Source organism: Actinokineospora guangxiensis (assembly GCF_042657845.1).
In the GTDB taxonomy this organism is placed as follows: Bacteria; Actinomycetota; Actinomycetes; order Mycobacteriales; family Pseudonocardiaceae; genus Actinokineospora; species Actinokineospora guangxiensis.
Window position 1 is genome coordinate 737,260 of the sequence record NZ_JBHSKF010000003.1, and the last position, 13,377, is coordinate 750,636.

Annotated in this window: 8 protein-coding genes; 5 read left to right on the top strand and 3 right to left on the bottom strand. The window is 72.8% G+C overall.

The features are described 5' to 3' along the window. The first annotated feature begins 48 nt into the window (after window positions 1–48). Entirely contained in the window at window positions 49–1,602 is a 1,554-nt protein-coding gene (locus ACFPM7_RS10130) for an alpha/beta hydrolase (protein ID WP_378246278.1), read from the top strand. Here ACFPM7_RS10130 and ACFPM7_RS10135 read toward each other — a convergent pair. The 3 genes from ACFPM7_RS10135 to ACFPM7_RS10145 all read right to left on the bottom strand — a co-directional run bounded on the left by ACFPM7_RS10135 (window position 1,586) and on the right by ACFPM7_RS10145 (window position 4,873). Further along, a complete protein-coding gene (locus ACFPM7_RS10135) occupies window positions 1,586–3,151 on the bottom strand; it encodes an MFS transporter (RefSeq protein ID WP_378246280.1) in 1,566 nt (521 codons plus the stop codon). The two genes, ACFPM7_RS10130 and ACFPM7_RS10135, sit on opposite strands and share 17 nt — an antisense overlap. Then, window positions 3,151–3,798 (bottom strand): LppX_LprAFG lipoprotein, encoded by a 648-nt coding sequence (locus ACFPM7_RS10140; RefSeq protein WP_378246283.1) that lies wholly within the window; start codon window positions 3,796–3,798, stop codon window positions 3,151–3,153. Before ACFPM7_RS10140 ends, ACFPM7_RS10135 begins: the two co-directional genes overlap by 1 nt. Before the next feature lie 112 nt (window positions 3,799–3,910). Beyond that, the gene (locus ACFPM7_RS10145) at window positions 3,911–4,873 is read right to left on the bottom strand and encodes a GlxA family transcriptional regulator (RefSeq protein ID WP_378246285.1); all 963 of its coding nucleotides are present in this window, start codon (window positions 4,871–4,873) and stop codon (window positions 3,911–3,913) included. A gap of 70 nt (window positions 4,874–4,943) precedes the next feature. On the opposite strand from ACFPM7_RS10145, the gene ACFPM7_RS10150 reads away from it, so the two are divergent. The 4 genes from ACFPM7_RS10150 to ACFPM7_RS10165 all read left to right on the top strand — a co-directional run bounded on the left by ACFPM7_RS10150 (window position 4,944) and on the right by ACFPM7_RS10165 (window position 12,978). Beyond that, the gene (locus ACFPM7_RS10150) at window positions 4,944–6,524 is read left to right on the top strand and encodes an MFS transporter (protein ID WP_378246287.1); all 1,581 of its coding nucleotides are present in this window, start codon (window positions 4,944–4,946) and stop codon (window positions 6,522–6,524) included. Between the two features lie 17 nt (window positions 6,525–6,541). After that, window positions 6,542–7,885, top strand: coding sequence for a type I glutamate--ammonia ligase (glnA, locus tag ACFPM7_RS10155; RefSeq protein ID WP_378246289.1), 1,344 nt, complete (start codon window positions 6,542–6,544; stop codon window positions 7,883–7,885). Window positions 7,886–7,938: 53 nt separating this feature from the next. Beyond that, entirely contained in the window at window positions 7,939–9,348 is a 1,410-nt protein-coding gene (locus tag ACFPM7_RS10160) for an amidase family protein (protein ID WP_378246291.1), read from the top strand. Window positions 9,349–9,480: 132 nt separating this feature from the next. Further along, on the top strand, window positions 9,481–12,978 hold the full coding sequence (locus ACFPM7_RS10165; RefSeq protein ID WP_378246293.1) for an FkbM family methyltransferase: 3,498 nt from the start codon (window positions 9,481–9,483) through the stop codon (window positions 12,976–12,978). The last annotated feature ends 399 nt before the right edge of the window (window positions 12,979–13,377 follow it).

A 13,377-nucleotide genomic window follows, 5' to 3' on the forward strand; every position in this document is an offset into this window, starting at 1 on the left:
CCCGACTCGCGTCCGCCCTGGTCCGGGACTTTTGACAGACTGGGTCCCGTGCCCCGTTCGCGCGTCGCCGCCCTCCTGACCGCCCTCCTCACGGTCCTGCTGCCGCTGTCGGGCTGCACCGTCGTCATGGAGGGTGTTCCCGCCGCGGGCGCGGTCGAACACAGAGGGCCCGCGGGCGCAGTCCCGGCAGGCCTGGAGACCTTCTACTCCCAGCCGCTGACCTGGCAGGACTGCCGCCCGCTCATCCACGACGACCAGTCCAAGGCCACCTTCGGCAACCGCGCCGCCCGCTGCGCGCGGCTGAACGTCCCGCTGGACTACGCCGATCCCGGCGGCCGCGCCATCACCATCGGCCTGCTGCGCATCCCGGCCACCGGCGAGCGCAAGGGCTCACTGGTCATCAACCCGGGCGGGCCGGGGGTCTCCGGCATGGTGTCGGCGGCGTCGCTGGCCAAGGACTACTCCCGCACCCAGCTGGGCGTCTCCTATGACCTCGTCGGCTTCGACCCGCGCGGCATCGGCGTCAGCGAGCCGGAGATCCGCTGCCTGACCGACGCCGAGGCCGACGCCGAACGGCTGGAACCGGCCGAGGAGACCGTCGCCGAGGTCGAGGCCGAGAACAAGGACTTCGCCGCCAAGTGCGCCGAGCGCAGCGGCGGCGCCGAGGTCCTGGCCAACATGGGGACCCGCGATGTCGTGCGCGACATGGACGTGCTGCGCTCGGCCCTCGGCGAGGAGAAGCTGACCTACCTCGGCTACTCCTACGGCACCCGCATCGGCACCGCCTACGCCGAGGCGTTCACCGGCAACGTCCGCGCGATGGTCCTCGACGGCGCCGTCGACCCGCTGGAGGACCCGGTGCAGCAGGCCATCGGCCAGGCCAAGGGCTTCGACCAGGCGCTCGACGCCTTCCTCGCCCAGTGCCGCGGCTGCGCCGTCGCCGACGAGGCCGAGCTGAACAAGCTCATCGAGGACATGGAAGACAAGCCGCTGGCGGTCGGGTCGCGCAAGCTCTCGGCCAGCGACGTCGTCACCGGCATCGCCGCCGCGCTCTACGACGACCAGCTGTGGTCGGTGCTGCAGCAGGCGCTGGACTCCCTGGTCGACGACGACGGCACCATGATGCTGCTGCTCGCCGACCTCTACATCGGCCGCGACCAGAACGGCGAGTACTCCAACACCCAGGACGCGCTGATCGCGGTGCGCTGCGTCGACGAGCCGCGCATCACCGACCGCGCCGAGGTCGAGCGGGTGACCGCCGAGGTCGCCGAGGCCACCAAGGGATCGTTCATCGCGGGCACCGAGCCGCCGCTGGCCGCCCTCGACGTGTGCGCCTTCTGGCCGGCCCCCAACACCGCCGAGCCGCGCCAGCCGCAGGTCGACGGGCTGCCCCAGGTGCTGGTGATCTCCACCACCGGCGACCCCGCGACCCCGTACCAGGCGGGCGTCGGCCTGGCCAAGGCGCTCAGCGCCCGGCTGCTGACCTACGACGCCGTGCAGCACACGGTGTTCCTGCAGGGCGAGAAGTGCGTGGACGACGTCGGCATCGCCTACCTGCTCGACCTCGAACTCCCCGCCGAGGACCTCACCTGCGAGGGCTAGCCGCCTTCAGCCACACCGCGAGCACCGCGCCCACCGCGCACAGCGCCGCGGTGATCAGGAAGATCTCGGTGTACTGGGTGAGCAGCGCGTCGTTGACCGCGGCCCGGTAGCCGGCCAGCTCCCGCTCGGCCACCGCCGGGTCCTTGCCGAAGGGCAGCGGCACCGCCAGATCGGCGGTCAGGCTGTGGAAGCGGTGCAGGCCCCACGCCGACAGCCCGGCCACACCCACCAGCATGCCGGTCATGCGGGCCACGACCACCCCCGCCGAGGCCACCCCGTGCTCGCGCGCGGGCACCGCCTTGAGCACCGCCGCCGACAGCGGCGCGATGACCAGCCCGAGCCCGAATCCCGCGATCGCCAGGTCGGTGTCCAGCCGGGGCAGGCCCAGCGGGTGCGGGCTCGACAGCACGTCCACCGGCCAGAACGACATCAGCAGATAGCCGACCGCGGCGATCGCCATGCCCGAGACCGTCACCCACCGGTCGCCGAAGCGCCCGGCCAGCCACCCGCCGAGCACCGCCCCGATCGGCAGCGCGACGAGGAAGCGCAGCAGGAGCAGCACGCCGCCGCGGTCGTCACGGCCCAGCAGCGTCTGGGCGAACAGGTCGACGTTGACGAGGGTGACCATCAGCGCCCCGCCCGCGGCCACCGACACCCCCAGCGCCACCAGGAACGGCCGCATCGCGATGCCCGCCGGGTCGATCAGCTTGGTGCCCGCCCGCCGCTCCCACACCAGGAAGCCCACGGCCGCCACCGCCGCCCCGATCAGCACCGGCACGCCCCACGGCGGCAGCACCGCCTCGCGCGGGTTCGGGTTGTAGAGGCCGACCACGGCCATGCCGAGCGCCAGCGCCAGCAGCAGCCCGCCCACGACATCGACCCGCACCGGCTGCCGCTCGCGCGCGGGCACGGTCAGCTGCACGGCCACCGCCGCCAGCAGCGCCAGCGGCACATTCACCCAGAACACGCCTCGCCAGCCGGAGATCCCCAGCAGGGAGGTCCACAGCGGGATCGCCGCCACCGCCACCCCGTACAGCGGCCCGAGCACACTGCCCAGCTCCTGCGCGCCGCCGACCGCGCCCAGCACCGCTGAGCGGCGCCGCTCGCTCCACAGATCGGCGACCAGCGCCATCGTCACCGGCAGCAGCGCTCCGCTCGCCACGCCCTGCACCACCCGCCCGATGACGAGGACGGTCAGGTCCGGCGCCGCCGCGGTGATCACCGACCCGGCGACGAACCCGCCCAGGCACAGGTGCAGCACCAGCTTGCGGCCGAACCGGTCCGAGAGCTGCCCCAGCAGCGGCATCGCCGCGATGTAGCCGAGCAGGTACCCGGTGACGATCGGCGTCACCTGCTCCAGCCGGTTCACCGGGATGCGCAGGTCATCGATGATCTGCCGGATGACGCTGACCACCACGTAGGTGTCCAGCGCCCCGAGCAGCACGGCCAGCCCGGCCGCGCCGATCGCGATCCGACGCCCCCGCGAGGGGACGTCAGGGGAGTCCGCGCCGGCAGTGGTGGCGTTGGGGGTCGCTGGGCCGCTGGTCATCAGGCGGGCGGGGTCACCGTGACCGGCACGTCGACATCGGTGAGCGTGAGATCGACGCTGGCGTTGTCGGGCAGCGCCACCGACGCCTTCACCGGCCGCTTCGTCGCCTCCGACACCCACACCGTCACCCTGGCGTCCCCGCTCACCCCAGGTACCAGCGACGACACGTCCTGCTGCGCCGCGGTGCCGACCACCCGCAGCGTCGACTCACCCGCGACGTCCTCGCGCGCCTCGGTCACCGGGTCCTGGAGACCGCCGAGCACCTTGGCCACACCCCGCTGCGGGTCCAGGATCGCCGACGGGTCGTACAGGCTCGACGTCAGCGCGGCGGGCAGCTGCTGCCAGCCCCCCGTCGGACCCTTGATGAACAGGCCACCGTCGACCAGCACGAACTCGCCGTCGAACAGGTTGCCCATCAGCGTCAGCTTGACCGTGCCCTTGGCCGACCCCTCCTTGGTGAGGTCGCCCTCGGCCTCCTGCACCGGGATCGCGGGCACCGTCCCGTTGACCTTCAGGCTGAAGTGCGCGCTGGAGATCGCCCCGCTGGCCGCCGCGGCGTCCTTGAGCACCTGCGCGGCGTCCGGCAGCCCCGCGGTGTCCTCCCCACCGGAGGAACATCCCGCGGCCAACCCGACCGCCAACAGCATCCCAACCACTACCCGGCGCGCGACCATGCCCGGAATCGTAGAACTCGACGCCTGAGAACCGCTCAGCGCGCCGCGAACCAGCCCGGCACGCTGATCGGCGGGTCCGCGCGGATCAGCCCGTTCGCCGAAAGGTCCTGCGGTAGGCGAGCGGCGCGACCCCGATCGCCGTGCGCAGGTGCTGGCGCAGCGACGCCGCCGTCCCCAGACCGGACAGCCTGGCCACCTCCTCCACGGGCAGGTCGGTCTCCTCCAGCAGCTCCCGCGCCCGCCGCACCCGCTGCTGGATCAGCCACGTCCCCGCCGACACCCCGGTCTCGGCGCGGAACCGCCGCGAGAACGTCCGCACGCTCATCCGCGCGTGCCTGGCGAGCGCGGCCAGGTCCAGCGGCTCGGCCAGCCGGTCCACCGCCCACTCCCGCGTGGCCGACACCCCCGACCCGTCCCCGACCGGCACCGGCGCGTCGATGAACTGCGACTGCCCCCCGTCCCGCCACGGCGGCACCACGCAGTACCGAGCCGCCCGATTGGCCACCTCACTGCCGTGGTCGGACCGCACCAGGTGCAGACACAGGTCCAGCCCCGCCGCCAGCCCCGCCGAGGTCAGCACATCCCCGTCATCGACGAACAGCACGTCCGGGTCCAGCTCCACCCTCGGGTACAGCGCCCGGAAGTCCTCGGCGAACCGCCAATGCGTGGTCGCCCGCCGCCCGTCCAGCACCCCCGCCGCACCGAGCACGAACGCCCCCGTGCAGATCGAGACCATCCGAGTCCCCGGCCGCACCAGCGCCAGCGCCGCTGCCAACTTCGTACCCAGCACCCCTTCCCGCCGCGGCCCAACCGCCCTCGTCCCCGGCACGACCACCGTGTCCGCCTCGGCCAGCACCTCCGGCCCGTGATCGACCAGCGCGGTGAACCCCGCCGTCATCCGCACCGGCCCACCGTCCGCCGAACACACCGCCACCTCGTACAACGCCTCCCCACCCTCCCCAACCGCGGCGTTCAGCACCTGCGGCGGGATGCAGAGGTCAAACCCGACCGACTCCTCCGCGGCCAACACAACAACCCGATGCGCCATGGCCAGATCCTGACACATATTGGCACTCCGGCCACTAGCCTCCCCACGCCCTCTCAGCGACGCTCACCCCGTGACCCGCCCGCCCGATCCCCCCGCCGTCGCCGACACGCCCCTTCCCCAACGGCCCACCCCCACCGACCCGACCACCAGCACCCCCACCGCCCCGGCCAGCACCGCCGCGGCCACCACCCCTGCCACCACCCCTGCCACCACTGTCCCGGCCACCGCCGTCACCCCGGCCGCCACCGCCCCGGTCCCGGTCACCGCCCCAGCCACCGCCCCGGCCGCCTCGGCCTCCGCCGTCGCCTCGGCTGGCGCCGGGAGCACCCCACCGGAGCGGGCACGTCGCGTTCGCCGTCCGCACTGGGCGTGGTTCGTCGCCGCCACCGCCTTCGTCGCCCTAGTCGGCGCCGCGGGCTTCCGGGCGGCGCCGAGCGTGCTCATCGATCCCCTGCACCGCGAGTTCGGCTGGTCGACGGCCACCATCTCCGCCGCGGTGTCGATCAACCTCCTGCTCTACGGCCTGATCTCCCCGTTCGCCGCGGCTCTGATGGACCGCCTCGGCATGCGCCGCGTCGTCGCCTGCGCGCTGCTGCTGGTCGCCGCGGGCAGTGGTCTCACCGTGTTCATGACCGCCAGCTGGCAGCTGCTCCTGCTGTGGGGGGTGCTCGTCGGCGTTGGCACTGGCTCGATGGCTCTCACCTTCGTCGCCACCGTCACCTCCCGGTGGTTCGTCCGCCACCAGGGCCTCGTCGCAGGCGTGCTCACCGCGGGAGGAGCGGCGGGCCAACTCGTGTTCCTGCCGCTCACCGCCCACTTGGCCGCCGACCACGGATGGAAGAGCGCGTCCCTCGCCGTCAGCGCAGCCGCGCTCGCCGTCGTCCCCCTGGTCCTGCTCGCCCTCCGTGAGCGCCCCGAAGACGTCGGCACCACCGCCCTCGGCGCCACCCCCACGCCACCCGCTCATCCGTCGGAGACCCAGCTTCCGTCGGCTCAACCCCAGCCTGCCCAGCCACCACCCACTCGCAGCGCCGCCCGCGCCGTCATCGTCCTGCGCGCTGCTGCCCGCCACCGCACGTTCTGGCTGCTCGCTGCCGGTTTCGCCATCTGCGGCGCGTCCACCAACGGCCTCATCGGCACGCATTTCGTCCCCGCCGCGCACGACCACGGCATGCCGGTGACCACCGCCGCGGGCCTGCTCGCCCTGGTCGGCCTGTTCGACATCGCGGGCACGATCGCCTCCGGCTGGCTCACCGACCGCGTCGACCCGCGCGCCCTGCTCGCCGTCTACTACAGCCTCCGCGGCGCGAGCCTGCTCTTCCTGCCGCACCTGTTCGCCGCCACCACCGAACCGCCCATGTGGGCCTTCATCGTCTTCTACGGCCTCGACTGGGTCGCCACCGTCCCGCCCACCGTCGTCCTCTGCCGCCGCGCCTTCGGCGCCGACGGCCCCATCGTCTTCGGCTGGGTGTTCGCCGCACACCAGGTCGGCGCGGGCGTCGCGGCCCTCGGCGCCGGACTCATCCGCGATCACCAGGGCCACTACGACCTCGCCTGGTACGCGGCGGGGGGTCTCTGCGCCGTGGCCGCCGTCCTCTCCCTGCGCATCCGGTCACACCGAGCGGCCGAGAGAGCGCCCACCGCCGGGTGATGTCTACGCTTCCGGTCATGGATCGCCAGCAAGACTTCGTGCTGCGCACCCTTGAGGAGCGCGACATCCGGTTCGTCCGGCTGTGGTTTACCGACGTGCTGGGCTTCCTCAAGTCCGTCGCCGTCGCCCCCGCCGAGCTGGAGGGCGCCTTCTCCGAAGGCATCGGCTTCGACGGCTCCGCCATCGAGGGCTTCGCGAGGGTGTACGAGTCCGACATGGTGGCCAAGCCCGACCCGTCGACCTTCCAGGTCCTGCCCTGGGAGACCCCCGGCGGCGAGCCCTACTCCGCGCGCATGTTCTGCGACATCGCCATGCCCGACGGCTCCCCCTCCTGGGCCGACCCCCGCCACGTCCTGCGCCGCACGCTCTCGCGCGCCAGCGAGGCCGGGTTCACCTGCTACGTGCACCCGGAGATCGAGTTCTTCCTGCTCAGCAACCTCCCCTCGGACGGCACACCCCCCGAGCCCGCGGACAACGGCGGCTACTTCGACCAGGCCAGCCACGCCACCGCCACCCACTTCCGCCGCCACGCCATCGAGACCCTGGAGGCGATGGGCATCTCGGTGGAGTTCAGCCACCACGAGGGCGCCCCCGGCCAGCAGGAGATCGACCTGCGCTACGCCGACGCCCTCACCATGGCCGACAACGTCATGACCTTCCGCTACGTGATCAAGGAGGTCGCCCTCACCCAGGGCGTGCACGCCTCCTTCATGCCCAAGCCGTTCACCGACCAGCCCGGCTCCGGCATGCACACCCACGTCAGCCTGTTCGAGGGCGACCAGAACGCCTTCTACGACAGCGAGGACCCCTACCAGCTCTCGGCAACCGGCAAGGCCTTCGTCGCCGGCCTGCTGCGCCACGCCAGGGAGATCTCGGCCATCACCAACCAGTGGGTCAACTCCTACAAGCGCCTCATGGTCGGCGGCGAAGCCCCTTCCGCGGTCTGCTGGGGCCACGCCAACCGCTCCGCGCTGGTCCGCGTCCCCATGTACTCCCCGGGCAAGGCCTCCTCCCGGCGCGTCGAGATCCGCTCCCTCGACTCCGCCTGCAACCCGTACCTGGCCTACTCGGTCATCCTCGCCGCGGGCCTCAAGGGCATCGCCGAGGGCTACGAGCTCCCCCCGGCCGCCGAGGACGACGTCTGGTCCCTCTCCGACCGCGAGCGCCGCGCGGCCGGCTACGCCCACCTGCCGCAGAACCTCGGTGAAGCCCTCACCGAGATGGAGAACTCGGAGCTGCTCGCCGAGACCCTCGGCGAACACGTCTTCGACTTCTTCCTCCGCAACAAGCGCTCCGAGTGGGACGCCTACCGCCGCAGCGTCACCCCCTACGAACTCCGCACGATGCTCCCCGTCCTCTGACCGACCCGACAGCGGATCACCGCACGGACCCGCACGGACCCGCATGGAGTCCGATGGACATCGCCGAGTTCCAGCGCCTGCGCCGCGCGGGCGCGACGTCCGCGCTGGAGCAGACCCAGGCCTGCCTGACCCGCATCGCCAGGCACGACCCGGCACTGCACGCCGTGCTCTGCCTCAGCCCACTGGCGCTGGCCCGCGCCCGCGCCAGCGACGCCCGCGTCGCCGCGGGCACGTCGCTGGGCCCACTCGACGGCGTCACCGTCCTCGTCAAGGACAACGTCGACACCGCCGACCTGCCCACCACCGCGGGCTCACGTGCCCTGGCGGGCTCCTACCCGCTCCGGGACGCGGCCGTGGTCGCACGCCTGCACGCGGCAGGCGCTGTCGTCCTGGGCAAGACCAACCTCTCGGAGTGGGGCAACTTCCGCTCCACCCGCTCGATCGGCGGCTGGTCGGCCGTGGGCGGGCAGACCGCCAACCCGCACCTGCTCGCCCACGAGCCCGGCGGCTCCTCGTCCGGCTCGGCCGCCGCCGTCGCCGCGGGCATGGCGCAGCTGGCCATCGGCACCGAGACCAACGGCTCCATCGTCAACCCGGCGGGCCTGTGCGGAGTCGTCGGCCTCAAGCCCTCGGGCGGCCTGATCCCGACCGACGGGGTCGTCCCCATCAGCCCGCACCAGGACACCGTCGGCATGCTGGCCAGGCACGTCGCCGACGCGGCCACCGCGCTCGCGGTGCTCGGCGGGGACCGGCCCCAGGGGGATCGGGTGGCAGGTCCGGTGCACGCGGACCTCGATCCCACCTGGCTGCGGGGACGGCGGCTGGGCATCTGGCGGCGCCCGGGGAGCCGCTTCGCCGATCGCGTCCTCGACGGCGCCGTCGCCGCCCTCGCCGATGCCGGGGCCATCTGCGTGGACGTCGAGGTGCCGGACGTGGCCGAGATCGATGAGCTGTCCTGGCTCGCCGTGGTGGCGGAGTTCCGCGGCGCGCTCGACGAGTACCTGCGCACGCGCCCGGACGCTCCGGCGAGCCTGGCCGAGCTGATCCAGTTCAACCGTGTCGACCCGATTGAGCTGTCCCGCTTCGACCAGGACATCTTCGAGCTGGCCGTCGACGCCGACCCCCACGACCGCGACCACCGGCCAACCGCCACCAGGCTGGCCCGCGCCGCCGTCGAGAGCACCGTCGCCGCCCACCGGCTCGACGCCATCGCCGCACCCGCGAACGGGCCCGCCGCGCCGATCGGGAACCCCGGTTCCCCTGTCGACTCGGCGACTCCCGCCGCGGTCGCCCGCTTCCCGGCCGTCACCGTCCCCGCTGGGTCGGCTGGGCCACTGCCCATAGGCATCACCTTCCTCTCCGGCGCCCACCGGGACGCCCACGTGCTGAGCGTGGCCACCGCGTTCGAACGGCTGGCCCAGGCCAGGCGGGACCCGGACTTCCACCCGGCTCTCCCGACCTGAACATCTCCAGGTTGCCGCCGCGGCCCTGGCCCGGTCATCCCGAACTTCGGGCCTGTGGACAACTCGTCCGAAAGTCAACTTCGCCCGACCGGGGGTAGGCGCTGGACGGCCGGAACGGACTAGGTTGGCCGGGTGCCCGACCTGTCCCCACCGGTCATCGCCTGCACGGTGGCTGCCGCCGTCGACCTGCCCGCAGCGCGCGTCGCCGCGCGCACCTGGCTGGACCACCACCCCGGTGGCCAGTTCGTGCTGCTGCTGGTCGACGCTGAGGAACCGGGGGCGCTGCGCCCCGCCGACATCGGCGTCACCGACCTGGCGGTCCTGGCCACCGGCCACACCGCCCGCGAGGCCGCCGCCGCCCTGCGCCCCCGCCTCATCGAGTGGCTGCTGGCCAGGCACGACAAGCCGGTCCTGCACCTAGACCCGCACGTGCGGGTCTACGCCCCGCTCGCCGAGCACCTGGTGGCCGAGCTGGCCGACGCGGCGCTGCTGCTGGTACCCCGCGTGCTGCGCCCACTGCCCGATGACGGTCTGCGCCCCTCACCTGCCGAACTTCGCTCGGCAGGCGTCTACGACGCAGGCTTCGTACTGGCCGCCCCCGGCGCCGAGCACTTCCTGCACGCCTGGGCCGACGCCGCCGCCGCCGACCCGGCTCGCGCCGCGGAGGTGCTCGACGGCGCCCCCGCGCTCGTGGACCACCGCGTCCTGCGCGACCCCGGCCTGGGCCTGTCCTGCTGGAACGCCGCGCAGCGCCCACTGGCGATGACCGCGGAGCAGACGATGACCGCGGCGGGCGCGCCGCTGCGCACGGTCGACTTCACCGGGTTCGACCCGGTGCGGCCGTGGCTGTTCAACGCCGCCATCGCCGACCACCCGCGCGTCCTGCTGTCGGAGTTCCCGCTGCTCAGCAGGCTGTGCGCGGCCTACGCCGCCGATATCGACGTGCCGGGGACGAAGCCGACGGCCCGCTTCGGCCTGCTTCCGGACGGCACCGAGGTCCCCGCGGGCCTTCGCGCGCGCTTCCGCGCCGCCCGCCGAGGCCCGACCGACGACCGCCCGCCGCCGATGACGGACCCGGCGGGCTTCATCGGCTGGGCCTGCGGCCCCGACCCGGACCTGCCCGGCGCCACGCGCTGGGCCGCCGCTGTCTGGGCGGAGGACCCCGACCTGCGCGTTCGGTTCCCCGACCCGCAGGCGAGCGCCTTCCGGGAGTGGTGCGCCAGTGACGGCCTGCTCTCGGGACGGCTGCCGCAGAGCGCCGTCCCCGGCCAACCGGGCGAGGTCGCTCTCCTGGACCAGATAGGCGTGACCGTCCTCGGCGACGGCCGGCTCGCGGACAAGGTTCGTCGCGCGGCCGAGGCATCCGGACTACCGGTCGCCGACGACTGCCGCTATCCGGTCGTCCTTCTGTGCGACGCGGTCGTCGTCGCGCCGCCGCACCGACACGTGATCGCCGTCCGCGACCAGCTCGCCCCCGTGCCCGACGGCGCGTCCGAGCGGTGGTTGGCCTGGCCCGCCCAGGCGACCCCCACCGACGGGGTCACCACGCATACGGTCCCGCTGCCGATCAGCGACCCCGGCGCCCGCGAGGACGCCGATTCCGCCAGGGCCGCGCTCGACCTGGGCGACGGACCGGTCTTCGTCGCCATCGCCGACCGCTGCGAAGAGGTCATCACCACCTTCGCCGAGGCCTTTCCCGACCGTGCGGACGCCCGGCTCGTGCTGCTCGTGCCGGGCCGGGTCGCGCGCAGTGAGGCCGCCGAACGCCTGCGGCTGACCTCGGCGGGCGACCCCAGAGTGCGGCTGATCACCGACCAGTCGCGCTTCCCGACCGCGGTCGACGCGGCGAGCTGGGCGGTGTCGTTCCACCCGTCCGACCACCCCGACGCCGGTCCCGTGCACCAGTGGCTGATCGCGACGTCGCTGCGCGGAGTGCCGGTGATCACCGCCACCGGTGGTCTCGCCGCTGAGCTGCTGGGCGGTGACGGGTGCGTCGCGCTGCCCGCCGACATGACGGCCAAGCGCCGGGGCCGCGCCGTCGCAGACCTGGCCGAGGACATCGCGAAGGCGGACAAGGTCGGCGCCGCGGCGCGCACGCAGCTCTCCGAGGCGCTGTCGCCGTCGGTCACCGGAGCAGCGGTGCGCAGGCGCATCGAACTGGCTTACCGAGGCTGGCGAGCCGGACGCGCGCTCGCGGCGGCGACGGAGGAAGACCCGCTGCGTCCGCTGCTGGCCGCGCGGCACGCCCTCCTGCGCAAGCCCGACGTCGACGTGGGGCACCGCATCCCGATGGCGCCCGCCCTGCGGCGCGGGGTCCTGCGGGTGCTCAACCACTACGACGCGCACCTGACCTGGGTGATGTCGTCGCTGCTGGACAGCATGGAGCGCACGGCTGCGGGACTGGTCGAGCGCCAGGACCGCATCACCGCGGCGGGGGCCGGGCTCGACGCCGACCTGCTGCGCGCCGACATCGACCTGGTCGCCGAGCGCAACGCGCAGCTGGGCAGGCAGATCGCGGCGACCGGCGAAGAGGTCGCGCGACTGCGCGGGGAGGTGGCCGACGGGGTGCGCACCGTCGGTGACTTCGCGGCCCTCGTCCGCAAGAACCCCAGCCGCCCGAGCGACCCCGGTGTGGGGGAGCAGGTTCGCGCGATGTCCGAGGCGCTGGAGACGAGCCAGGCGCGGATAGCGGCGCTGGAGGAGCGGCTCTCCCGCGAGCTGTCCGACCGCGATGCCCGCCTCGACCTGGGCCGCTGGTCGGCTGACCAGGCCCTGAAGGCCACCGACGCGTTGCGCAGAGTCGTTGTGCGGCAACACGAACGGGTGGAATCCGCCGACGTGGCGGAGGTGCCGAGTTCGCTGGTGCTCTGCGACGCCGGGTTGATCCGGCTGCCCGCGCAGGACAGCGTCATGTCGGCCGTGCTGTCGAGCAACGGGGTGTGGGAGCCCGAGGTCACCGACCTCGTGGACTCGCTCATCGAGCCCGACACGGTGTTCCTCGACGTGGGCTCCTACGTCGGCTATCACTCGCTGCGCGTGCTCGCTCGCCTGGCCACCAGCGGCACCGTCGTCGCGGTCGAGCCCGACGCCGAGGCGGTGAAGCTGTTGCGGCACAACGTTTCCGCGAACGTCTCGCCCGCGATCGCCGACCGGCTGGCCGTGCTGGAGAAGGCCGCATGGGACGGCCCTGCCGCGCTGGTCGGCAGGGCCGCGCCCGGTGGTGGACTCCGGGTCGCACCCCAAGATCCAGAAAGCGTGACCACCGCCACATCAGGTGAGTTGCGGTTCGAGGGCGTCCGGCTCGACAAGGAACTCGACACCGTGGGGGCGGCCGCGGGGCAGCGGTTGTCGGTCGTGAAGGTCGATGTCCCGGGCCGAGGACACCGGGTGCTCGGGGGCCTGGTGCGCAGGCTGCGCAAGGACCGGCCGAGCGTGATCGTGGCCGTCGATGGGCCTCTGACCAGCGGTTTCGGGGAAGATGTCGGAGTCATCCTGCGGGAGTTCCGCACCTGGGGTTACGAGCTGGTCCGGCTGGGCGACGAGCGCTCGGCGACCCCCGAGGAACTGCTCGACGAGGTGCTCTCCGGGGTGGTGCGCACGCTGTGGCTCCGACCGGTCGCAGCGCGCTGACCAGCCGATTTGACTTTGCTGATCGAAGCCGCGTAACTTTCTCCCTGTCGCACGGAGCGGCCGGAACGAAAGCGGGCCTCAGAGCCTGATCGGGACGGAAACTCCACCGGGTCGAGCGGGTTGACACCGCGAATCGGACCGAGTAACGTAGTGCGTCGTTGCCCGAGCCAGAACTTCCGGTAAGGATCTTGCGGTCCTCCACGGGTTGGTCGGTGGGCAAAACTAAGCTAGGCAATATCAGCCTCTAATGGCTTGCGGTCCTCCGCGAGATCATTGGATGTGCGTGTGTTGTTTGAGAACTCAACAGTGTGCCGATGAAAGCCAGTAGAGCTTTTATGAAGTGAACCCCTTTTGTGGGTTCCTTTGAGTAGATTGATTGACCAGATACGTCTGGTTGCT

Bases quoted from the DNA above. Each gene is read 5' to 3' on its own strand.
- ACFPM7_RS10135 (WP_378246280.1), bottom strand. From the start codon at position 3,151: ATGACCAGCGGCCCAGCGACCCCCAACGCCACCACTGCCGGCGCGGAC.
- ACFPM7_RS10140 (WP_378246283.1), bottom strand. From the start codon at position 3,798: ATGCTGTTGGCGGTCGGGTTGGCCGCGGGATGTTCCTCCGGTGGGGAG.
- ACFPM7_RS10145 (WP_378246285.1), bottom strand. From the start codon at position 4,873: ATGGCGCATCGGGTTGTTGTGTTGGCCGCGGAGGAGTCGGTCGGGTTT.
- glnA (WP_378246289.1), top strand. From the start codon at position 6,542: ATGGATCGCCAGCAAGACTTCGTGCTGCGCACCCTTGAGGAGCGCGAC.
- ACFPM7_RS10160 (WP_378246291.1), top strand. From the start codon at position 7,939: ATGGACATCGCCGAGTTCCAGCGCCTGCGCCGCGCGGGCGCGACGTCC.